Origin of the sequence: Streptomyces sp. NPDC048481 (assembly GCF_043200075.1) — a bacterium.
Classification (GTDB): Bacteria; Actinomycetota; Actinomycetes; order Streptomycetales; family Streptomycetaceae; genus Streptomyces.
In genome coordinates this window covers 290261-311561 of the sequence record NZ_JBICXC010000008.1, presented here as the reverse complement: position 1 = coordinate 311561, position 21301 = coordinate 290261, and the positions used below count along the sequence as shown (strand labels likewise).

General features: G+C 73.6%; 21 protein-coding genes. 11 read left to right on the top strand and 10 right to left on the bottom strand.

The window, feature by feature from the left end; genetic code table 11:
- The first annotated feature begins 91 nt into the window (after positions 1–91).
- Genes ACGFSH_RS24700 through ACGFSH_RS24685 form a run of 4 tightly spaced genes read left to right on the top strand, consistent with a single transcriptional unit; the run spans position 92 to position 4802 of the window.
- The gene (locus ACGFSH_RS24700; protein WP_393352193.1) at positions 92–3268 is read left to right on the top strand and encodes an ATP-binding protein; all 3177 of its coding nucleotides are present in this window, start codon (positions 92–94) and stop codon (positions 3266–3268) included.
- Positions 3265–3741, top strand: a complete 477-nt coding sequence (locus tag ACGFSH_RS24695) for a roadblock/LC7 domain-containing protein (protein WP_329414744.1) — start codon at positions 3265–3267, stop codon at positions 3739–3741. The genes ACGFSH_RS24700 and ACGFSH_RS24695 overlap by 4 nt, the downstream gene beginning before the upstream one ends.
- 31 nt (positions 3742–3772) lie before the next feature.
- Positions 3773–4216, top strand: a complete 444-nt coding sequence (locus ACGFSH_RS24690) for a DUF742 domain-containing protein (RefSeq protein WP_393352191.1) — start codon at positions 3773–3775, stop codon at positions 4214–4216.
- Positions 4203–4802, top strand: coding sequence for an ATP/GTP-binding protein (locus ACGFSH_RS24685; RefSeq protein ID WP_393352188.1), 600 nt, complete (start codon positions 4203–4205; stop codon positions 4800–4802). Before ACGFSH_RS24690 ends, ACGFSH_RS24685 begins: the two co-directional genes overlap by 14 nt.
- 61 nt (positions 4803–4863) lie before the next feature.
- On the opposite strand, the gene ACGFSH_RS24680 is transcribed toward ACGFSH_RS24685, so the two are convergent.
- From ACGFSH_RS24680 to ACGFSH_RS24655, 6 genes are all read right to left on the bottom strand, one after another.
- Complete coding sequence (locus ACGFSH_RS24680) at positions 4864–5532, bottom strand: ABC transporter permease (protein ID WP_393352186.1); 669 nt, start codon at positions 5530–5532, stop codon at positions 4864–4866.
- The gene (locus ACGFSH_RS24675; RefSeq protein WP_393352184.1) at positions 5529–6245 is read right to left on the bottom strand and encodes an ABC transporter permease; all 717 of its coding nucleotides are present in this window, start codon (positions 6243–6245) and stop codon (positions 5529–5531) included. The genes ACGFSH_RS24680 and ACGFSH_RS24675 overlap by 4 nt, the downstream gene beginning before the upstream one ends.
- Positions 6242–7396: an ABC transporter ATP-binding protein gene (locus ACGFSH_RS24670; protein ID WP_393352182.1), complete on the bottom strand. Its 1155-nt coding sequence runs from the start codon at positions 7394–7396 to the stop codon at positions 6242–6244. Before ACGFSH_RS24670 ends, ACGFSH_RS24675 begins: the two co-directional genes overlap by 4 nt.
- A gap of 300 nt (positions 7397–7696) precedes the next feature.
- Positions 7697–8425: an FAD:protein FMN transferase gene (locus ACGFSH_RS24665; protein WP_393352180.1), complete on the bottom strand. Its 729-nt coding sequence runs from the start codon at positions 8423–8425 to the stop codon at positions 7697–7699.
- Between the two features lies 1 nt (position 8426).
- Complete coding sequence (locus ACGFSH_RS24660; protein ID WP_393352178.1) at positions 8427–8825, bottom strand: FMN-binding protein; 399 nt, start codon at positions 8823–8825, stop codon at positions 8427–8429.
- 17 nt (positions 8826–8842) lie between these two features.
- Positions 8843–10180, bottom strand: coding sequence for a ferric reductase-like transmembrane domain-containing protein (locus ACGFSH_RS24655; protein ID WP_393352176.1), 1338 nt, complete (start codon positions 10178–10180; stop codon positions 8843–8845).
- Between the two features lie 152 nt (positions 10181–10332).
- Between ACGFSH_RS24655 and ACGFSH_RS24650 the strand changes: the two genes are divergently transcribed.
- The 3 genes from ACGFSH_RS24650 (at position 10333) to ACGFSH_RS24640 (ending at position 13770) form a co-directional block, all read left to right on the top strand.
- A complete protein-coding gene (locus ACGFSH_RS24650) occupies positions 10333–11025 on the top strand; it encodes a response regulator transcription factor (RefSeq protein ID WP_393352175.1) in 693 nt (230 codons plus the stop codon).
- Positions 11022–12494: a sensor histidine kinase gene (locus tag ACGFSH_RS24645; protein WP_393352173.1), complete on the top strand. Its 1473-nt coding sequence runs from the start codon at positions 11022–11024 to the stop codon at positions 12492–12494. Before ACGFSH_RS24650 ends, ACGFSH_RS24645 begins: the two co-directional genes overlap by 4 nt.
- A 262-nt stretch (positions 12495–12756) precedes the next feature.
- Positions 12757–13770, top strand: coding sequence for a YbhN family protein (locus tag ACGFSH_RS24640; protein WP_393352171.1), 1014 nt, complete (start codon positions 12757–12759; stop codon positions 13768–13770).
- Between the two features lie 46 nt (positions 13771–13816).
- Here the strand turns inward: ACGFSH_RS24640 and msrB are convergent, their stop codons facing one another.
- The 4 genes from msrB to ACGFSH_RS24620 form a co-directional block, all read right to left on the bottom strand.
- Positions 13817–14227 (bottom strand): peptide-methionine (R)-S-oxide reductase MsrB, encoded by a 411-nt coding sequence (msrB, locus tag ACGFSH_RS24635; RefSeq protein WP_393352169.1) that lies wholly within the window; start codon positions 14225–14227, stop codon positions 13817–13819.
- Between the two features lie 13 nt (positions 14228–14240).
- Positions 14241–15626, bottom strand: coding sequence for a UDP-N-acetylmuramate--L-alanine ligase (murC, locus tag ACGFSH_RS24630; protein ID WP_393352167.1), 1386 nt, complete (start codon positions 15624–15626; stop codon positions 14241–14243).
- A 118-nt stretch (positions 15627–15744) separates the two neighbouring features.
- Positions 15745–16218, bottom strand: coding sequence for an indole-3-glycerol phosphate synthase (locus ACGFSH_RS24625; RefSeq protein ID WP_393352165.1), 474 nt, complete (start codon positions 16216–16218; stop codon positions 15745–15747).
- 211 nt (positions 16219–16429) lie between these two features.
- Positions 16430–17287, bottom strand: a complete 858-nt coding sequence (locus ACGFSH_RS24620) for a pyrimidine reductase family protein (protein WP_393352163.1) — start codon at positions 17285–17287, stop codon at positions 16430–16432.
- A 37-nt stretch (positions 17288–17324) separates the two neighbouring features.
- Between ACGFSH_RS24620 and zapE the strand changes: the two genes are divergently transcribed.
- From zapE to ACGFSH_RS24600, 4 genes are all read left to right on the top strand, one after another.
- Positions 17325–18431, top strand: coding sequence for a cell division protein ZapE (zapE, locus tag ACGFSH_RS24615; protein WP_393352161.1), 1107 nt, complete (start codon positions 17325–17327; stop codon positions 18429–18431).
- A gap of 184 nt (positions 18432–18615) precedes the next feature.
- Complete coding sequence (locus ACGFSH_RS24610; protein WP_393352159.1) at positions 18616–19029, top strand: hypothetical protein; 414 nt, start codon at positions 18616–18618, stop codon at positions 19027–19029.
- 89 nt (positions 19030–19118) lie between these two features.
- Positions 19119–19700 (top strand): carbonic anhydrase, encoded by a 582-nt coding sequence (locus ACGFSH_RS24605; RefSeq protein WP_393352157.1) that lies wholly within the window; start codon positions 19119–19121, stop codon positions 19698–19700.
- Positions 19697–21235 (top strand): SulP family inorganic anion transporter, encoded by a 1539-nt coding sequence (locus ACGFSH_RS24600; protein ID WP_393352155.1) that lies wholly within the window; start codon positions 19697–19699, stop codon positions 21233–21235. Before ACGFSH_RS24605 ends, ACGFSH_RS24600 begins: the two co-directional genes overlap by 4 nt.
- The last annotated feature ends 66 nt before the right edge of the window (positions 21236–21301 follow it).

The window sequence follows — 21301 nt, the reverse complement described above, 5'->3', positions numbered from 1 at the left end:
GTGTCGTCGCACAAGGACACATGTGTGCGCGGAAGTGCGCATATGCGAGACCCCCCTTGCACGCTTGCAACACCCTCTTGAAGGAGGCCCGGTGTCCACGAAAGAGGTGGACGCGTCTGCCCGGCCGGCGTCCTCGGCATCGTCCTCCGCGCGGCGGGGACTGCGGGGCTTCGCCGACCGATGGCCCTTCCAGCGCAAGCTCAACGTACTGGTCGGTATCCCGCTCACGGTGATCGCCCTGCTCCTGACGTACCTCATCGTCGACCTGGTGCGGGAGTCCGACCGCGCGAGCAACGCCGCCCAACTGGTGCGCGACAGCACCGAGGTGGCCCAGCTGGTCGCCGATCTCCAGGACGAGCACCAGCAGGCGATCCTGCTCTCCGTCCGGCACGAGGCGGCCTTCGACGCCGGCACCCCCTCCAGCGACGGATACCGGCAGGCCCAGCTCGCCGTGGACGCGCAGGTGAACAAGGTCATCGACGCCTTCGGCGACCGGCTGCCGGACGCGGAGCTCCAGGCGCTGAAGGATGTCCAGGGCCTGGCGGGGCTGCGGTCCACCATCGAGCAGGGCTATCTGCCCGCCGACAACATCGACCCCGCCTACTCGGGCGCCGCGGACGGTCTCATCGACGGGCTGAACCTGGACCGCGACCCCGCACTGGCCACCACCTTCACCGGCAGCCTCCTCGACTCGCTGCTGCGCGCCGACGCCGCCCACGGTGCCTACGAGACCGGCGTGTTCTCCGCGCGCACCGGCGACAGCAACGCGCTCATCGAGTTCACCGGAGCGGTCGGCTCCTACGAGGTGTTCACCTATCAGGCGCAGCGCTTCGACCGGTTCGCCGACGACGCGCAGTCCGAGGAGTTCAGCGGCATCGAGCACAACTCCTCGCAGGCGTCGATCAGTCAGGACTACGCCGAACTGGCCGTGGACCCGAGCGCGTTGCAGGCCGAGTCCAAGACCGCGATCCGCGCCTCGTTCCGGGAGGCGCTCGCCTCCTACCCCGACTACAGCTCGCAGGCCGCGATCCGGCTGAAGATCACCGCGTCGCTCATCGACCGGATCGCCGACCGGGCGGACGACGCCGCCTCGGGCGCGCAGTGGCGCGCGGGCCTGCTGCTCAGCCTGGCGCTGCTCTGCTTCGCCCTGTGGATCGCCTTCTCCATCCTGGTCCGCCGCTCCGTGGTCCGTCCGGTGCTGGCCCTGACGGGAGCCGCCCAGGAGGTCGCCGACGTCGCGGGCCGCGAACTCGCCCGGGTCGCCGACGACGACGCCGAGGAGTCCGGCCCCCCGAGGCTGCGCGAGCTGCCGGTCACCGCCGACGACGAGATCGGCGAACTCGCCGAGGCCTTCAACAACGTCCAGACGACCGCGGCCGCGCTGCTGGAGCGCCAGGTGCTCAGCCGGCGCAACGTCGCCGAGATGTTCGGCAACGTCGGACGCCGGGTCAGCAACCTGACGACACGTCAACTTGCGCTGATCGACGCGGTGGAACGCGGTGAGACCGACCCGGCGCTGCTCGCGCGGCTCTACTCCATCGACCACATCGCGGTGCGCCTGCGTCGCAACGCCGACAGCCTGATGCTGCTCGCGGGCATCCGCGAGACCGTCCTGGACGCCGGGCCGACCGCCCTGACCAACGTCGTGCGGGCCGCCCTCGGCCAGATCGAGGGCTTCCAGCGCGTGCGGCTGCGGGTGGCGAGCGACGCCGTGGTGGAGCCCGACATCATCGGCGACCTGACGCTGATGATCGCCGAACTCCTGGAGAACGCCGTGTCGTTCTCGCCCGAGGGCAGCCCTGTGGAGGTCGTCGTGGGCTCCGACGGCGACGGCGCCTGCCTCACCGTCTCCGACCACGGCCTGGGCATGAGCGCCGACCGACTCGCCGAGGAGAACGCCCGCCTGGTGCGCCGCGAGCGCCTCGACGTCGTCCCGACGAAGGTGCTCGGCCTGTTCGTGGTCGGCGCGCTGGCCCGCCGCTGGGACGTGGACGTCACCCTGTCGCGCACCCCGGGCGGCGGTGTGACGGCCGAGGTGATGATTCCCTCGGCGCTGCTCCTGACGGCGGGCGAGGAGGACACCGCAGGCGCGGCGGGCGCGGCGGACAGGACCGGCGCCACCGCCCCGTCGGCCGCCCCGCCCGCCGCCGCACCGGCCGCCCTCTCGGCGCCCGCGGCCGGGCCCTCCCCGTCGGCGTCGGTCCCGTCCTGGGCCGCGCGGTCGGACGATCCGGCCGTGCTGCCGCGCCGGGTCCCCCGCCGCGGCCCCTCCTCCGCCGCCCCGGAGGCCGAGTCCGCGCGCACCGCGAAGTCCGGCGCCGGGGACGAGGACCCGACGACCGGCGCTTCGACCGCCGATCCCGCGCGCACGGCTGAGGCCGACGGCTCCACCCGACCGGCGGAAACCGGATCGCCCACCGTCCCGGCCCGGCAGGATGCCCGGACCGGTGACGCCACCGTCGCGGCCGGACCGGGCGAGGCCCCCGCCGAGCCGGCGGCCGCCCCACGAGGCGGGACGCAGGGCGCCGGACACGGTGTCCCCGCGCCCCGGTCGCCGCTCGCCCCGCGCGCGGCGGCCCACCCGGACGGCGAGGCCCACGCCCGCGCCGGCGAGTCCCCGGCCGACGCCGGCATGCCGGAGCCCGTGCCGCACCGTCACGCCGCGCGGTCCGGGTCCGCGCCCCACGCCCGTACGGCGGCCGGCCCCGACGGCGGGTCCGCCGACTCCGCCGACGGCCCGGGTCTCCCCGCGCGTCACACGCGGTCCAGCGGCGTCACGGCCTCCGGCGGCCCCGCAGGCGCAGGCGCAGGCGACGGAGCCCGTCCCCTGCGGCGCCGGGTGCGCGGCGCCACGCTGCGGACGACGGCCGAAGCCGCCGCCCAGCAGGCGGCGCGCAGTCCGGCCCGCCCGGCCGACGCGGACGCCGTGCGCAGCGCGCTGGAGGAGTTCGAGGCGGCCGTGGCCCAGGCGCACCGGGACAGCGGCGGGGACACGGGCGAACACCCCGCCCCCGCCGGCGTCCACGACGGCGCCCGGCCAGGCCATCGTCCCGACGAGGAGCTGGACCACCGTCCCGATCACCGCCGGGACGACCGGCTCGACCAGCCCCACCGGACCGACCGGACCGACCGGACAGCGCCGTCCGCCCCGTCCGACCCGTCCGCCCCGTCGGAACCGTCCGACGGGACCCGCCCGATCGCCGATCCGATCGCGGTCCGGGACACACCGCACCACCAGAACCACCTTCCGGAAGGAGCCGAGCAGTGAGCACGTCGACAGGTGAGACTCCCGCCGGAGACGCCAGGCCGACCGATCTGCGGGCCGCCGCAGCCGACTTCACCTGGCTGCTCAACCGTTTCGCCACCGAGACCGCGGGGGTCGTGGACGCCATCGCCGTGTCCTCCGACGGCCTGCTGATCGCCGTCTCGGAGCTGCGCGAGCACGCGGACTCCGAACGGCTGGCAGCGATCGTCTCGGGCATCACCAGCCTGGCCGCGGGCGCCTCCGGCAACTACGGCCTGGGGGGCCTGAACAAGGTCATCATCGACCTGGAGGGCGGCCATGTGCTGGTCTCCGCGATCGGCAGCGGCGCGGTGCTGGGCGTGGTCACCGACAAGGAGGCCAAGCTGGGCAACATCGCCTACGAGATGACGGTGTTCGCCAACCGCGCCGGCGCCGCGCTCAGTCCGCAGCTCGTCCTGGAGCTGAAGAACAGCGTCGGCGCCCCGCGCACGCGTTGACCGCGTGCCACCGTAGAGAAAGCGAACACCGATGGCGGACGGCCGCACCCCGCGCGGGGCCGGCGAGGACGGCGTCGCCCCCGTCGGGCCCGCGCCCGCCGTCCGGCCCTTCCTGGTCACCGCCGGACGGGTCGCGGGCGGCTCGGGCGAGGCGTCGTCCGGCCGGACGATGCCCGTGGAGACCCAGTTGGTGGCCACCGCCGACGGGATCGACGCGCTCGGCCGGCTCTCCTTCGAGCAGCACGACATCGTCGCCGCCTGCCGCGTCCCGCAGTCGATCGCGGAGATCGCGGCGCGGCTGCGGCTGCACCTGAACGTGGTGCGGGTCCTCGCCGAGGACCTGCGGACGGCGGGGCAGCTGTCGGTGCACGTGCCCGACTCCGGCGTCACCCACGACGCGTCCGTCCTGCGCAGGGTTATCGATGGCCTGCGGGCCATCCCCGACTCCCGGGGAGTACTCCGTGACACCGACTGAACCGCTGGTCCGCGCCTCGGCCGGCCAGTCCGCCGTACGGCCGCCGCTGCCGGTGAAACTGGTGATCGCGGGCGGCTTCGGCGTGGGCAAGACCACCGCCGTCGGCTCGATCTCCGAGATCGAGCCGCTGACCACCGAAGCGGCGATCACCGAGGTGGCGGCGGGGGTGGACGACCTCAGCCACACCCCCCGCAAGACCACCACCACGGTCGCCATGGACTTCGGCTGCATCACCATCGACCCGACCCTGAAGCTCTATCTGTTCGGCACGCCCGGACAGGAGCGGTTCGGGTTCATGTGGGACGACATCGTGGAGGGCGCGGTCGGCGGGCTGGTCATCGTCGACACCCGCCGCCTGGACGACTGCTACGCCGCGGTCGACTACTTCGAGCACAAGCAGATCCCGTTCGCCGTCGCCGTCAACGCCTTCGACGGGGAGGTGGCGCACTCGCTGGAGGAGGTCCGCTGGGCCCTCGACGTCTCGGACGGCGTTCCGCTGCTCGTGTTCGACGCGCGCGAGCGCGGCTCGGTCCGGGACGCGCTGCTCGTCGTGCTGGAACAGGCCCTGGCCCGCTCGGAGCGCTGACGGGGCGGGGCGGGCGAGGGCAGGCCGTCCTCCCCGCCCCCGGGCCCGGCACCGGCGGTGCCTAGCCGCCCCTGCGCACCCCCGGGGAGACGGTCGCTCTGGTCGCCGCCCAGAACAGGGCGAGCGTGACCAGGGCGAGGCCGGCCACCAGGACCGCGCCGCCCACGACCTTCTCGTAGTCGTGCTGGTAGAGGCCGTCGACGATGTAGCGGCCGAGGCCGCCGAGGCTGACGTACGCGGCGATGGTGGCCGTGGAGACGATCTGGATGGCCGCCGAGCGCAGACCCCCGAAGATCAGCGGGAGCGCCACGGGCAGTTCGACGCGGAGCAGGACGTCGCTCTCGCGCATGCCCATCCCGCGCGCGGCGTCCACCGGGGACGGGTCGACGGAGCGCACCGCCTCGTACGTGGTGACCAGGATCGGCGGCACGGCGAGGACGACCAGCGGGATCATCACCGGCAGCATGCCGAACCCCAGCACGATGGTCGTCACGACCAGCAGACCGAAGGTGGGCAGCGCGCGGGCCGCCGTGGCGACCAGGGAGAGGACGTTTCCGCCCCGCCCGTAGTGGCCCGTCACCAGGCCGACGGGAAGTCCGATGGCGGCCGCGAACGCGAGGGCCTCCAGGGAGTACTGGACGTGCTCCCACAGACGGGTGGGGATCCCGTCGTAACCGTGCCAGTGGGCGCTGTCGTTGAAGAACGCGCTGACGAAACCGAGTACGTTCACCGGGCTGCGTCCTCCAGGGCGGGCACGGCCGGTCCGGGACGCTCGCCCGCGCTCCGGGATCCGCCGCGGCTCGGACCGCTCGGCATCCAGGGGGTGAGCAGGACGCGCACGACGACCAGCAGGGCGTCGGCCAGGACCGCGAGGGCGGCGCTGGTGAGCACGGAGTTCCAGGCGAGTTCGGGCCGGTTGTAGATCTGGGCGTCGTGCAGGAGGTTGCCGAGCGCGCCCTGGTTGCCGATCAGCATGCCGACGCTGACGAGGCTGATGCTGGACACGGTGGCCACGCGCAGCCCGGCGACGATGGCGGGCACCGCGATCGGCAACTGGACCTGGAGGTAACGGCGTACGGGGCCGAAGCCCATGGCGGTCGCGGCGGCGAGGGTCTCCTGCGGCACCGAGCGGACGCCGTCGACGATCGCGGGCACGAGCACCACGAGGGTGTAGACCGTGAGCGGGATCATCACGGTCAGCTCGGTCTGCCCGGTGTAGTCGATGAGGACGACGAAGAAGGCCAGCGACGGGATGGCGTAGAGCACGGTGGTCACCCACAGCACGGGCGGGTACAGCCAGCGCAGCCGCACGCACAGCTGGGCCAGCGGGAGGGCGAGCAGCAGTCCGGCCAGCACGGGCAGCAGGGCCTCGCGCACGTGCAGTCCGATCAGGCCGAGCCAGTCGTGCTGGAGGTCGCTCGGGATGTCGAAGAAGCGGTTCACCGGACGGCCTTCTCGACGCCGGCTCCGTGGTCGCGCGGCTCCTGGCGGCCTGCCGCGTGGGCGCCCCGGATGGCCTCGGCGATGGAGGCCTGCGAGACGACTCCGGCGGCCCGGCCCTCGTCGTCCACGGCGACGGCCCAGCCGGTGGGCGACAGGACGGCGCAGTCCAGCGCGGCGCGCAGCGAGTCCTGGCCGGCGACGAACGGCCGTCCGCACGACAGCAGTCGGCCGGTGTCGATCCGTCCCGCCGTCAGCCGGCCGGGCTCGCTCCAGCCGAGCGGGCGGCCGTCCAGGCCGGTGACGAGGAGGTAGGGGGTCTCGTCCGCGCCGCGGGCGGCGATCTGTTCGGCGGTGGCGTCGACCGCCACGACCGGGGCGGTGAGCAGCTTCAGGCCGGCGGAGGAGAAGAACGACAGGCGCCGGATGCCGCGGTCGGCGCCGAGGAAGTCCTCGACGAACGCGTCGGCGGGGTCGGACAGCAGCTCGGCGGGCGGCGCGAACTGGGCCAGCCGGCCGCCGGTGCGCAGCACGGCGACCATCGTGCCCAGTTTGACGGCCTCGTCGATGTCGTGCGTGACGAAGACGATCGTCTTGCCCAACTCGTCCTGGATGCGGAGGAGTTCGTCCTGGAGGCCCTTGCGGACGACCGGGTCGACGGCGGAGAAGGGCTCGTCCATCAGCAGTACGGGCGGATCGGCGGCGAGCGCCCGGGCCACGCCGACGCGCTGTTGCTGGCCGCCGGAGAGCTGGTAGGGGTAGCGCTTGGCGAACGAGGCGTCGAGGCCGACGCGTTCCATCAGTTCGCGGGCTCGCGCGCGGGCCTTGTCCTTGCTCCAGCCGAGCATCCGGGGGACGGTGGCGATGTTGTCGACGATCGTGCGGTGCTGGAAGAGTCCGGCGTTCTGGATGACGTAACCCATGCCCCGGCGCAGGGTGTTGACCGGCTGCTGCCGGGTGTCGACGCCGTCGATGAGGATCGCGCCCTCGCTGGGCTCGACCATTCTGTTGATCATCCGCAGGGTGGTCGTCTTGCCGCAGCCCGAGGGGCCCACCAGGACGGTGATCGCTCGGTCCGGTATGTCGAGGGAGAGCCGGTCGACCGCCACCGTGCCGTCCGGATACCGCTTGGTGACTGAATCTATCCGTATCAAAACGCCGAATACCCTTCGGGTCTGGCAATTTTTCGCCCGCACTCGACCGATCGAGTCCGGATCATTGCGGGGAGAGTCTAGACCGCCCACAGAACGGACAGCCGGCCGCCGACCGCCCCGGCGCACCGCGCCCTCAGGGACGGCTCAACGACCCGCCGGCGGGGCCCCGGACGTCCCCGCCCGGTGCGGGCGGACGCGGAGCCCGGGGCCGTCGTCCCCGGCCCGAGGTCCAGGCGACGACGGCCGCCCCCCCCCAGCCGAGAAGCCACAACGCCGCTCCCAGCGCCCCCGCCTGCACGCTCACGCGGCGGCCTCCGTCGGGAATCCGGCGCTGCGCAGGACGCGTCCGCCGGGCAGCACCGCGTACACCTCGCAGCCCTCCCGCGCCGCCGCCCACGCGACGCCCTGCTCGCCCAGCGCGAAGGCGGCCGTGGCGACGGTGTCGGCCTCGGTCAGGGTCGGGGCCACGACGGTGAGGCTGTCGACGCCGGTGACCGGCCGTCCGGTGCGGCCGTCGAGGATGTGGTCGCCGCGTTCGTAGCGCGCGGAGGTGGCGACCGCCGCGTCGGTGAGGCCGAGGACCGCGCAGAGCCGGTCGGCGGAGCCGGGGTGGCGTACGCCGACTCTCCAGGGACCGCCGGAGACGACCACGTCTCCTCCGGCGTTGAGGCAGAACCGGCGGGCGCCGGCACGCGTCAGCAGCTCGGCCGCGCGCTGCACGGCCCAGCCCTTGACGACCGCGCAGGGGTCGAGCCCGCGGCCGGGCAGCCGCACGTCGAACGCGCCCCCGGTGGCCGCCCGGTAGTGCTCGGCGATGCCGAGGACGCCCACGAGGCCGGCGCTCAGCTCGCCGGGCGACAGCTCGCCCCGGTCGTACCGCGACACCTCGCTGTCCGCCCTGAACGGGCTGAAGCGCGCGTCGGCCGCGCGCAGCCAGGCGAACACGGCGTCCCCGGTCTCCTCGGCGACGTCCGGGTCGTCGATCCGCAGGGAGACCGGGAACCCCATCACGTGCTCGACGCGCCGCACGTCAGGCGCCCTTGGCGTCGATCGCGGCCTGGAGGGACTTCTTGTAGCCCTCGCTCGTGAGGGTCGCGCCGGAGACGGTGTCGATGTCCGCGCTCTGCGCGGTGAGCGTCTCCGCCACGAGCCTGGGCACCGCGGCGGTGGTCTGCGGGTGGTGCGGTTGCTTCAGCATCCTCACCGCCGTGATCCGGTCGCCCGCAAAGGTGACCTGGACCTGGACGTCCCCCTTCTCGGTGCTCACGGTGGCGCCGGTGGCGACGGCCGACCCCGGCTCCGGGCCGGCGGAGGACGTCGCGGGCGTCGAGACGGTGTCGGCGGCGGCCGAACCGGTCGAGGGCTCGTAGCGCCAGACCGGGACGAGGGCCGCGGCGGACAGGATCAGGACAGGCAGTGCTCGCTTCACGGTGTCTTCCGTCTCCCTCAGCCCGCCAGGCTGAAGCGCTCGAAGTGGATCTGCGGCTTGGGCACGCCGAGTTCGCGCAGGGTGCCGAGGACCGCCTTCATCATCGGCGGCGGCCCGCACAGGAACACGTCGCGCCGGGCGATGTCCGGGACGAGCGCGGCCAGTTCGCGGGGCGCCAGCCGGTCGGGCACGGCCGGCCCGGTGATCAGGTGCAGTTCGGCGCCCCTGGCGAGCGCCAGCTCTCGCAGTTCGTCGTGGAGGACGGCGTCCCGCTCGCCGGCCACCCGGTAGACGACGACCGCGTGGCCGTCGATCTCCTCCAGCAGCGCCCGGATCGGGGTCACGCCGACACCGCCCGCGATGAGCACGGACTCCGCGCGGGTGCGGTGCATCGCGGTGAACGCCCCGTAGGGGCCCTCGGCGAAGACGCGGGTGCCGGGCGCCAGCCGGCGCAGGCCCGCGGAGCCCTCGCCGGCCGCTTTCGCGGTCAGCCGCAGCCGGGTGCCGTCGGGCGTGGCCGACAGGGAGAAGGGGTTCGCCTGCCACCAGCGGTCCTTGGTGAGGAACCGCCACAGGAAGAACTGGCCGGCCCGGGCGGGCATCCGGTCCAGGTCACGGCCGGTGATGTACACGCTGACGACGTTGTCGGCCTCGGGCACGACCGCCTCGACGCGCAGCCGGTGCCGCCAGTTGCGCCACAGGGGCAGCACGAGGCGGCCCAGGACGACCGCGCCCAGGGCGGCGCCCCACAGCGTGTACCAGTAGGCCGTGGCGGCGGACGACGCGGCGAACGTCGTCCCGGCCGCGACCTGGTGGGTGAAGGCCAGCACCACGGCCACGTAGGCGTAGAGGTGGATGAAGTGCCAGGTCTCGTAGGCGAGCCTGCGGCGGGCCCAGCGGGCCGAGGCCCCGCCGACGACCAGGATCAGCACCGTCGCGACGACGGCGCGGAAGACGCCTTCGACGGTCTCGGCGAGGTCCACGAGCCGGCTCACGGGGTTCGTCGAGGACGACTCGGCGTAGCCGAAGACGATGAAGACCACATGCCCGACCAGCGTCCACAGCAGGCCGAAGCCGGTCCAGCGGTGCCATCCGGTCAGCCGGTCCATGCCGATGCGGCGGTCGAGCCACGGCAGCCTGGCCACCAGCACCAGCTGGAAGGCCATCAGCAGCGCGGCGTACAGGCCGGCGAACCGGCCCACGACGAGCAGGGCGCCGGAGGCGAAGCCCGCCTGCACGGCGAACCAGGTCACGACGGCCGCGTTCGCGGCCAGCACGGCGTACAGGACGGTGCGGGCCACCACTTTCGGACGGATCGCCGTGGGGGGCGCGGGGGGCGATTGGACGGTCGTCACGGACGGAAACTCCTCGATCGGGGCCTCAGGAGACAGAGCTTCGCCGTGCTTCGCTGTCGTTTTCCTGTCGTACAACTTTCAAGATCTTATCGATCCGTGCGCGGGGCGGACGCGGGGCCCGCGCCGCGGTCCGGGTGACGCACTATGAGCGGGTGGAAAAAGTACGACTGCTCGTCGTGGACGACGACCCGCCGATCGCCGACCTCGTGGCGACGGTCGCCCGCTACGAGGGCTGGGACGCGGTCACCGCGAACTCCGGTGAGGAGGCGCTGCGGCGCGCCGCCGGGTTCCGCCCCGACATCGTGGTGCTCGACCTGATGCTGCCCGACCTAGACGGCTTCGGCGTGCTCGACCGGCTGCGTCGCTCCGGCACGATGGTGCCCGTCGTCTTCCTCACGGCGCGCGACGGGGTCGCCGACCGCGTGGCCGGGCTGACCCGGGGCGGGGACGACTACCTGGTGAAACCGTTCGCCGTGGAAGAGCTGATGGCGCGGCTGCGGACCGTGCTGCGGCGCAGCGCCGGGCCCGGCTTCCAGCGTTCCGTGCTGCGGGTGGCGGACGTCGTCATGGAGGAGGACACCCGGGAGGTCAGGCGCGCCGGCAGGCTCCTGACGCTGACGCCCACCGAGTACGAGGTGCTGCGCTATCTGATGCGCAAGTCGCCGACCGTGCTCACCAAGGCGCAGATCCTCGACCACGTGTGGGAGTACGGCTTCGGCGGCCGCTCCAACGTCGTCGAACTCGTGGTGAGCCGGCTGCGCCGCAAGGTCGACGCGGCGGGCGACGACCCGCTGATCCAGACGGTACGGGGTTTCGGATACGTCATCCGGCAGGCGGCCGGGTGATCGCCCGGCTCGTGCGGTCCTCCCGCGGACTGCGGCTCGGCACCCGGCTGGCGCTCGGTCTGGGCGCGCTGTCGCTGGTGGTGTTCGCGGTGGTGGGGACGGCTCTGACCACCTACATGCGCGACTATCTGTCGGCCCAGCTCGACGAACAGCTCGGGATCGCGCAGGTGGCCCAGTCCAAGAGCATCGTGGACTCCGGCTCCCTGACCGGGAAGAAGTACTGGGGCTGGTACTACGCCGTGTACGACGTGCGCGGCGGCGAGCCCGTACTGCGCAAGCCCGAGGACCCCGCTGACGTGCCCCGCGACGTCGACGACCTCACCGCCCTGGCCAGGGCGCAGACGACCGCCGGCGCCGAGGTGCTGAGCACCGCGCACCTGGCGGGCGCCGGGGAGTACCGGCTGCGCGCCTGCGACGTGGAGCCCGGCGTGGTGCTGGTCAGCGGTGCGCCGATGGACGACCTCGAGGACACCGTCGGTCAGCTGATCACGATCCAGGCCGTCACCTTCGGCCTGGCCCTCCTCGCGCTCGTGGTGTTCGGACGGGCGCTGCTGCGGCGCGGACTGAAACCGCTCAGCGACATGGCGCACACCGCCCACGGCATCGCCTCGCACGACCTGAGCGAGTCCGCGTCGCGTCTGCCGCTGCGCGCGGACGCCCCCGGCGGCGGCCCCGAGGTGGAGGAACTGCGCACGGCGTTCAACACGATGCTGGAGCACATCGACGACTCCCTCGCCGTGCGCGCGGAGGCCGAGCAGCGGCTGCGGCGTTTCGTCGCCGACGCCTCGCACGAACTGCGCACCCCCCTGATGTCGGTGCGCGGTTACGCCGACCTCTTCCAGTACGCGGCCGCCAACGCGCCCGAGGAGCGGGACAGGCACCTGAGCCGGCTGCGCGCCGAGGCCGCCCGGATGGGATTCCTGCTGGACGACCTGCTGCTGCTGGCCCGGCTGGACGCGGCCGAGGTGGAGACACCGCTGCGGACGGAGAAGGCCGACCTGGTGGAACTGGTCGAGCAGGCGGCCGACGCGTTCCGCGCGAGCCACCCCGGCCATCCGCTGACCGTGGCCCCGGGCCCGTCGGCCGTGCCGCTGCCGATGGACCCCCACCGCATCCGTCAGGTGCTGGACAACCTGCTGACCAACGCCGCCGTGCACTCCCCGCGGGGCACGCCGGTCGGCGTCGAGGTGACGCTCTCGCCGGACGCGGCGCGGGTGCACGTGAGCGACGGGGGTCCCGGCATCCCGCCCGAGGACCGGGACAGCGTCTTCGACCGCTTCTACCGCGTCGACAAGGCCCGCAGCCGCGACCGGGGCGGGAGCGGCCTGGGCCTGTCGGTCGCCCGCTCCCTGGTCCGGGCGCACGGCGGCTCCCTGGAGCTGAGCCCCACGGCCACGACCACCGTGTTCACGGTCACGCTGCCGCTGGACCCCGGGCCGGGGCGGCCGTCGGCGCGGCGGACCGGGTGAACCCCGGCGGGGGCCCGGGATGAACCGCGGGGCGCGCGGGCAGAAATGACACAGCCTCACCGCACCGCCCCGGCAACACCGCACCACCGCAGCGTCATCGCACCGCGGTCGCCGTTCGGTCCGCGCTCCGTCGGCTGCCGGACACCGCACCGTCACACCGGAGGGGAAGCGCTCCCCCGTCCCCTCCGAGGACTCGTGAGACTCGCCCCCGATCCGTCACACCGCCGCCGCGCGGTCACGACGCGGAAGGACGACGTGCGCCGTGCCCCTGCTGCCCCTGGACGAGACCGCGGCCCCGCACTCGCAGCCACCGCCGCGCGAGGACGTCCGCCGCCGCCTTCCGGGCGCGACCGCGGCACGCCGGGCCGTCGTCCTGCTTCCGCTGCTGCTGCTCGCCGTGTGGGCGGCCCTCGACCGGCGTGCCGTGCAGGACGGAGCCGTCCGGCTGGCCGGGGCCGACCCGTGGTGGCTGCTGGTCGGGCTGCTCTTCACCTACCTGGGTGCGGTGGCCGCCGCGTGCGTGCGTCAGGGCGCGATCCGGGAGCGGCTGCCGACCGGCCCGCTGGTGGCCTCGCAGATCGCCGCGGGCGCCGCCAACCATGTGCTGCCGGCGAGCATAGGAGCCCACGCGGTCACCGTCCGGTTCCTGCTGCGCCAGGGCGTCCCACTGCCCCGCGCCACCGCCTCGATCGCCCTGTACTCGCTGGTCAGAGCGGTGGCCAAGACGCCGGTGGTGGTGGTCTTCGTGCTCGCCGCGCCCTCCGCCGCGCCCCCGGTCCGTCTCCTGCCGGAGGGCCGCACGCTGGTCCTGGCGGCCGCCGGCCTGCTGCTGGCGCCCCTGGCGGCCGCCGCGCTCTACGCCTTCGTGCGGCCGCTGCGCCGGCCCGCCCTGGACTTCGTCCGCACCGCGCTCACCGACGCCCGGCTGCTTCACACCCGCCCCGGCCGCTTCGTGCCGCTGTGGGGCGGAGCGGTCGCGGCCCCGCTGCTCCAGGCGGGCGTGGTGGCCTCGGTGGGGACCGCGCTGGGCGTGCCCATGTCCTGGCCGCAGCTGCTGTTCGCGTTCCTGGCGGCGAGCACCGCGGCGGGCGCCGTGCCCGCGCCGGGCGGCATCGGCCCGGTCGACGCGGCCCTGGTGTTCACCCTGGCCGGGTACGGCACCCCGCTGCCCCTGGCCACGGCGACGGTCATCGGCTACCGGGCGCTGACCGTCTGGGTGCCGCTGCTGCCGGGGATGCTGGTGCTGTCGGCGCTCGTGCAGCGCAAGCTGCTGTGAGCGCCGACAGCCCTCGTGGCCGCCGGCGGGCCCCCGCTCGGTGGCGTCAGCCCCCGTCGTTCTCCTTGAGCCGCAGCGAGATGCTGTTGATGCAGTACCGCTGGTCGGTCGGGGTCGCGTACCCCTCACCCTCGAACACGTGCCCGAGGTGGGAGCCGCAGCGGGCGCAGCGGACCTCGGTGCGCACCATCCCGTGGCTGCGGTCCTCGATCAGCTCCACCGCGTCGGTGTCCTTGGGGTCGAAGAAGGACGGCCAGCCGCAGTGGGACTCGAACTTGGCGCCGGAGGTGAACAGTTCCGCGCCGCAGGCCCGGCAGGAGTAGACGCCCTCGGCCTTGGTGTCGGTGTACTCACCGGTGAACGCGGGCTCGGTCGCCGCCTGGCGCAGGACGGCGTACTCGGCCGGCGTCAGCTCCGCCCGCCACTGCTCGTCCGGCTTTTCGACGTCGTACGACATGAGCCTCAGCCCCTCACTGCGAAAGACGGTCCAGAATGCGCGGGCCCAGGTCGGTCACATCTCCCGCGCCCATGGTGAGAACGAGATCACCGGCCTTCGCCATTCCCGCGACGACCGACGGCGCCTCGTCCTTGTCGTGGACGGCGGTGACGTCGGCGCCCGCCGCGCGCGCCGCGTCGATGATCAGGGCACTGGTCACGCCGGGGACCGGGTCCTCGCGGGCCGGGTAGATGTCCAGCACGACGGAGGCGTCCGCCAGGGCCAGCGCCTGTCCCATCTCCGTGCCCAGTTCCTGGGTGCGGGAGAACAGGTGCGGCTGGAACAGGACGAGGATGCGGGCGTCGCCGACCGCCGCGCGCATCGCCTCCAGGTCGGCCGTCATCTCGGTCGGGTGGTGGGCGTAGGAGTCCACGACCTGGACGCCCGCCGCCTCACCCTTGAGCTGGAGCCGGCGCTTGACGCCCGTGTAGGCGGCGAGCGCCGGGGCGAGTTCCGCGGCCGGGACGCCCAGGGCGACGCCGGCTGCCAGCGCGGCGACCGCGTTGTGCGCGTAGTGGCGGCCGGGCACCGACACCGTGAAGGTGAGTTCCTCGCCGTCCAGCACCACGGTCACCTCGCTCTTGAGGCCTTGCGGGACGACGGAGAGGATCCGCACGTCGGCGTCCGCCGACTCCCCGTACGTCACCACCCGGACGCCGTCGACGCGCCGGGTCAGCTCGCGGGCGCCCTCGTGGTCGGCGGTGACCACCAGCGTGCCGCCGGGCACGATCTTCCCGGCGAAGGTCTCGAAGGACTCGTAGATCTCGTCCATCGAGGCGTAGTTGGCGTGGTGGTCGAGTTCGACGTTGAGGACGATGGCGACCTCGGGCGCGTACTTGTGGAAGCTGCGGTCCGATTCGTCGGCCTCGGCGACGAAGATCTCGCCGTCGCCGTGCAGCGCGTTGGAGCCGGGCGCGTCCAGGTCGCCGCCGATCGCGTACGACGGGTTCAGCCCGAGCGCGGACAGCGACACGGCCAGCATGGACGTGGTGGTCGTCTTGCCGTGCGTGCCGGCGACGGCGATGGGCCGCAGTCCGTCCATCAGCCGGGCGAGCGCGTCCGAGCGGTGGACCACCGGGATGCCCAGTTCGGCCGCGCGGGCGAGTTCCGGGTTGTCCGCGCGGATCGCCGACGACACCACCACGCAGCTGGCGTCGTCGGCCAGGTGCGCGGCCGCGTGTCCGATGTGCACGGTCGCGCCGAGCGCCCGCAGCGCGGCCGCCGTCTCCGACTCCTTGGCGTCGCTGCCCGCCACCTTCGCCCCGCGCTGGGCCAGGATCTTCGCGATCCCCGACATCCCGGCCCCGCCGATGCCGATGAAGTGCGGTCGGTCCATGGCGGTAGGAAGGCCGGGTGCCATGTGCTGTCTCCCAAGGTGCGCTACGACGGTCCAGTGCGCCCCCACCCTATGGGGCCGGGGCCGCCGGGGCCGACCCGGGCCGCGGCGAGCGCGGCCCGCCCCGGCCGGGGCCGTGCTCCTATGCCTTGCTGTGCGAGAACAGCTTCAGCACGGGCACGCCCACCTTGTGCCGTGCGCGGGAGGCCCAGTCGCGGTGGAAGAACTCCTCCACGTAGTGGGGGTCGGTCAGGACGATCACCTCGTCCGCCCCGGTCTCCGCGACCAGGGCCTTCAGGGCGTCCAGCGGATGGTCCTCCACCAGTCGGCCCTCGGCGGGGCCGCCGGAGGCCCGGAGCGCCTGGAGGGACACCTCCAGGGCCCGCGCGCCGAAGCCCTTGGCCTCCTCGCCCTCCGGCGTCTCGTTCTCCCTGGCCGCCTCGTCGAGTTCGCCGAGGGCGACGTCATCGATGGCCCGCAGCAGGCGGTCCGCCTGGTCGCCCCGCGGCTGGAGCAGCACGTGGAAGGAGACCGGATCGTCCCCGTGCAAGGTGGTGACGAACTCCACGTCGGCGGACGTCAGGGCCTTCTCGATCATCAACACGCTTGTGAACACCAGCGCCCCATTCTCCTTCGAGGACCCCCGTGGCCCTCTGTCCTCCGGGGGCCGCTCACGGCCCTGCGGAAACCATTTTTCCCCGTGCTCGCACGGGAGGCTGCGAAACTCAGTGTGCCCGCCCGAATTCAAACGGAACGAGTGATTCCGCCGATCCGGGATCCCGGCGCCGGGTCGGAGCCCCGTCGCCGGTCCGGATCCGCCGTCGGCGTCAGGGCCGTCGGTACCTGCCGAACAGGAAGCCCTCCTCCTCCAGCAGGGACGCCAGGACGAACCGCCGCGGGACCGGGAGCGACGGCCCGCCCGCGATCCGCTGCGCGTCGCCGGCCGTGAGCATCGGCGAGATCGTCAGACACAGTTCGTCGAGCACCCCGGCCGCGACGAACTGCCCCAGCAGCCGCGGACCGCCCTCGGTCAGCAGCCGGGTGTGTCCCAGGCCGGCGAGCGCGGCGACCGCCCGGTCGGGCTCCACGCCCATGCCGTCGCCGGCGGTCACCACGCGCGCGCCCGCGCGCTCGGCCGCGGCGATCCGGTCGGGCGCGGCGGCGGCGCCCGTCAGGATCAGCGTGGGCACCAGGGGCGAGGTGAAGAGCGGGAGGGAGAAGTCCAGGTCGAGGCCCGCCGTGACGACCGCTACGGCCGGCGCGGGCCCCTGACCGGCCGCCTCGCGCCGCCGGGCGAACTCCGCCCGCGCGCGTGCGGGACGGTAGCCCTCCTGGCGTACCGTCTGCGCGCCGACGACGACCACGTCGGCGAGCGCCCGCAGCGTGCCGAAGACGCGCATGTCGGCGGCGGTGGAGATGGGCTGCGAGCGCCCTTCGTGCTGGGCCGCGCCGTCGAGCGTGGACACCATGTTCGCCCGCAGCCAGGGCAGCCGCCGCGGGGGGCCGGACTGCGGGGAGGAGCCGGGGACGGGCTCCGGGTAGGCGTAGGCGTCGGCCAGCTCGTCCAGGCTCCACTCGCGGTCGCGGTCCCGGTCCGCTCCGCCTCCCTCGCCGGAGGGCACGAGCGGGCTCCCGCCGGAGCGGGTCGGCACTGTCTGGTCGGTCACAGGGAACAGCCGTCGCATGTCAGGCAGTCTGGCACGCCCCGTAGCATGGGGAACCGTGTCGTCATCCTCTCCCGCCCCCGGTCTCGGTCCGATAGCCGACGCGGCCCCGGTGTCCCTCTGCGCCCGTCAGCCGCACGTCCCCGCGGACCGGCTGGTGGCCGAGATGGTGCCGCCCCCGCGTTTCGACTCGGTCCGCTTCAGCACCTACCTCCCGGACCCGAACCAGCCCAGCCAGACCGAGGCGGTCGGCGTGCTGGAGAACTTCGCGGGCGGACTGGGCGGGGCCCACGCGACGGGCGCGGCCAGGCGCGGCTTCTTCGGCCTCGGCCGGGCGAAGGCGCCCCGCACACCCGCCGGACCGCGCGGCGTGTACCTGGACGGCGGGTACGGCGTCGGCAAGACCCACCTGCTGGCGTCCCTGTGGCACGCCACGCCGGCCGAGCCCGCTCTCAAGGCTTTCGGCACGTTCGTCGAGCTGACGAACCTGGTCGGCGCCCTGGGCTTCCAGCAGACGGTGCGCACCCTGTCCGGACACCGCCTGCTGTGCATCGACGAGTTCGAGCTGGACGATCCGGGGGACACCGTCCTCGTGTCGACGCTGCTCGGCAGGCTGGTCGAGGCCGGCGTGGCGCTCGCGGCGACGTCCAACACCCTGCCCGGCAAGCTCGGCGAGGGCCGGTTCGCCGCCGCCGACTTCCTGCGCGAGATCCAGGGGCTGTCGGCGCACTTCCGCGCCCTGCGCATCGACGGCGAGGACTACCGCCACCGGGGGCTGCCCAAGGCCCCGGCGCCGTTCTCCGACGAGCAGGTCACCAAGGCCGCGTACGCGACCGAGGGCGCCTCGCTCGACGACTTCCCGCATCTGCTGGAGCACCTCGCCAAGGTCCACCCGAGCCGGTACGGCGCGCTGACGGACGGCCTGAGGGCGGTCTGTCTGACGGACGTGCGGCCGGTGCCCGACCAGTCCACGGCGCTGAGGCTGGTGGTCCTGGCCGACCGGCTCTACGACCGCGAGGTCCCCGTCCTCGCGTCCGGACTCCCGTTCGACCGGCTGTTCAGCGAGGAGATGCTGAACGGCGGTTACCGCAAGAAGTACTTCCGCGCGATCTCCCGCCTCACCGCGCTGGCCCGCGACGCCGGACGGCTCGTCGAGGCCCTTTAAACGATCACGGGCGCCGGGGTCAAGGGCAGGTTCTCGCCACCCGTGCCTCTTTTTTGAGGCGCACTTCTTCTGGAAACGTGGAGTTAACCCTGCAAACAACGTTGCAGGGTTAACGTGTTTCTTGACCAGTCGTTGACCAAGCGTTGGTCCGGTCCAGAGACGTCCGGCGTGAGGAGGGAGGCGCATGTTCCGTGGCACGACGGGCCGAACGGTGATCTCGGTCCTCGCCGCCGTCCTGCTCGCCCTCCCGTTCTTCGCTCCCACGCCGGTCTTCGCACACGCGCACACGACGCGTCAGGCCGAGGCCAAGACCAAGCCCGGAATCAAACCCGTCGGCAAAGCGATGCGTGAGGAGACCGTCACGCATCGCGACTGCGACCGCTCCGGCGGCCCCGGCGGTCCCCTGCGCAGCCGCGACCGCAACCGCGCCGCCACCAACTCCCCGGCGGCGTCGGCGCCCCAGGAGCCGGAGCGCACACAGCTGTCGCTGGACCCGGCGGCGGCGCACCAGCCGCCCAGGCCCGTCGACCGCCACCATCGCCCGTCGAGATCCTCGGCGGCCCACTCCCCGGCCGGACTCCAGGTCTTCCGCTGCTGAGCGGGCAGAACAGAACAGCACATCCCCCACCTGTCCTGTCCTGCACATCCGACGCGCCCCCACGGCGCGCCAGGAGGAGTCACCACGTCATGCAGCCCCTCATCGACAACGCCCGCACGTTCGGACAGCGCCCTGAGGAGTTCGCCGAACTCGCCGCCGGCCAGTCGCCGCAGGTCCTGTTCATCACCTGCTCGGACTCGCGCGTCGTACCCGCGCTGATCACGGGCGCCCGCCCCGGCGAGCTGTTCGAACTGCGCACCGCCGGCAACATCGTGCCCCCCTACGTCTCCGACCGCCCCACCGGCGAGGCGGCCACCATCGAGTACGCCGTGGAGGTGCTCGGCGTCAGCGACATCGTGGTCTGCGGCCACTCGCACTGCGGCGCCGTCGGCGCCCTCGTGCGCGGCGACGACCTCGACGCCGTCCCGGCCGTACGCGCCTGGCTCGCGCACGCGGCGGACGAACCCGGGGCCGCCGACCCCGACGACCCGACCGTCATGCGGGCCGTGCAGAACCATGTGCTCGCCCAGCTGCTGCGGCTGCGGTCCTACCCCTGCGTGGAGAAGCGGCTGGCCGACGGCGCGATCCGGGTCCGCGGCTGGTACTACGAGGTCCACACCGGCGCCGTGCGCGAACACCGCGTCGACACCGACGGCTTCGAGGCGCTGTGAGCGCCGTGACGAACGACGGCGCCACCGGGCGAATATCCCGGTTCCCCCACCTCAGGCAGGACTTCGCCGCGTCCCTCGTGGTCTTCCTGGTCGCGCTCCCGCTGTGCGTGGGCGTGGCCGTGGCCTCCGGCGTCCCGGCCGAACTCGGACTGGTCACCGGCATCGTCGGCGGCATCGTCACCGGACTCCTGCGGGGCAGCTCCCTGCAGGTGTCCGGTCCCGCGGCCGGCCTGACCGTGCTGGTCTACGAGGCGGTGCAGGAGTTCGGCCTGCCCGTCCTCGGCGTGATCGTCCTCGCCACGGGCCTGCTGCAACTCGCCATGGGCGCCCTGAAACTGGGCCGCTACTTCCGGGCCATCTCCGTCTCGGTCGTCGAGGGCATGCTGGCCGGAATCGGACTGGTGCTGATCGCCGGACAGCTGTACTCGATGACCGGCGGCAAGGCCCCCGACTCCGGGCTGGAGAAGATCGCCGGGCTGCCCGGGGCGCTCGTGGACGCGGCCGGCGACACCACCGCGTCCGCCTCCCTCCTGCTCGGCGCCGGCACGGTCGCGGTGCTGGTGTCGTGGAAGCGGCTCCCGGCCAGGGTGCGCACCGTGCCGGGCCCGCTCGCCGCGGTGGGCCTGGCGACGCTCGCCGCCCTGCTGCTCGACCTGCCGGTGGCCACCGTCGAGGTCCAGGGGCTCCTCGGCTCCCTCCAGCCGCCGCCGCTCGGCGCCTTCGGCGACCTGGCGAGCATCGCCCTGCTCGGCACGATCGCCGCGTTCACGCTGATCGCGTCCGCCGAGTCGCTGTTCAGCGCGGCGGCCGTGGACCGGCTGCACGACGGCCCGCGCACCGAGTACGACCGGGAGCTGATGGCGCAGGGCGCGGGCAACACGGTCTGCGGCCTCCTCGGCGCGCTGCCGATGACCGCGGTGATCGTGCGCAGTGCCGCCAATGTGCAGGCGGGCGCGCGCACGAAGGCGTCCCGGGTGCTGCACGGCGTCTGGCTGCTGATCTTCGCGGCCCTGCTGCCGTCCGCGCTGGCCTGCATCCCCCTCCCGGCGCTGGCCGGCATCCTCGTGCACGCGGGCGCCAAGCTCGTGCCCGTGCGCACCGTCGCGGGACTGTGGCGCGAGCACCGCGGCGAGGCGCTGATCCTCGTCGTCACGGCCGTGTCGATCGTCGCCGTCAGCATGTTCGAGGGCGTCCTCATCGGTCTGGCGCTGGCCGTGGTCAAGACCGCCTGGGAGGCCTCGCACCTGAGGCTGGACATCGTCGACAAGGGCGCCGGCCCGGTCCAGGCGCATCTGTCGGGCAACGCGACGTTCCTGCGCCTGCCCAAGATCCTCGACACCCTGGAGGCGCTTCCGCAGGACCGCCCGGTGGAGGTGGACCTGTCCGGCCTGCAACACCTCGACCACGCCTGCCGCACGGCCCTGGAGACCTGGGCGGAGCGGCACAGCGCGGTCGGTACCGAGCCGGTGAAGGTCACCGAGCCGGCCCCGGTCGCGGACCCGGTGAAGGCCCGGCAGCCGGCCCCGGCCGGGTAGCGCGGACAGCGCCGGCGCGAACCGCCGTACGGTCCGGGGCACGGGCGTGGCCCCGGACCGTACGGC

What these genes read in the sequence shown, in the direction of transcription:
- ACGFSH_RS24690 (WP_393352191.1), top strand. Translation starts at nt 3,773, where the DNA reads ATGGCGGACGGCCGCACCCCGCGCGGGGCCGGCGAGGACGGCGTCGCC.
- msrB (WP_393352169.1), bottom strand. Translation starts at nt 14,227, where the DNA reads ATGTCGTACGACGTCGAAAAGCCGGACGAGCAGTGGCGGGCGGAGCTG.
- murC (WP_393352167.1), bottom strand. Translation starts at nt 15,626, where the DNA reads ATGGCACCCGGCCTTCCTACCGCCATGGACCGACCGCACTTCATCGGC.
- ACGFSH_RS24620 (WP_393352163.1), bottom strand. Translation starts at nt 17,287, where the DNA reads ATGCGACGGCTGTTCCCTGTGACCGACCAGACAGTGCCGACCCGCTCC.
- ACGFSH_RS24610 (WP_393352159.1), top strand. Translation starts at nt 18,616, where the DNA reads ATGTTCCGTGGCACGACGGGCCGAACGGTGATCTCGGTCCTCGCCGCC.
- ACGFSH_RS24605 (WP_393352157.1), top strand. Translation starts at nt 19,119, where the DNA reads ATGCAGCCCCTCATCGACAACGCCCGCACGTTCGGACAGCGCCCTGAG.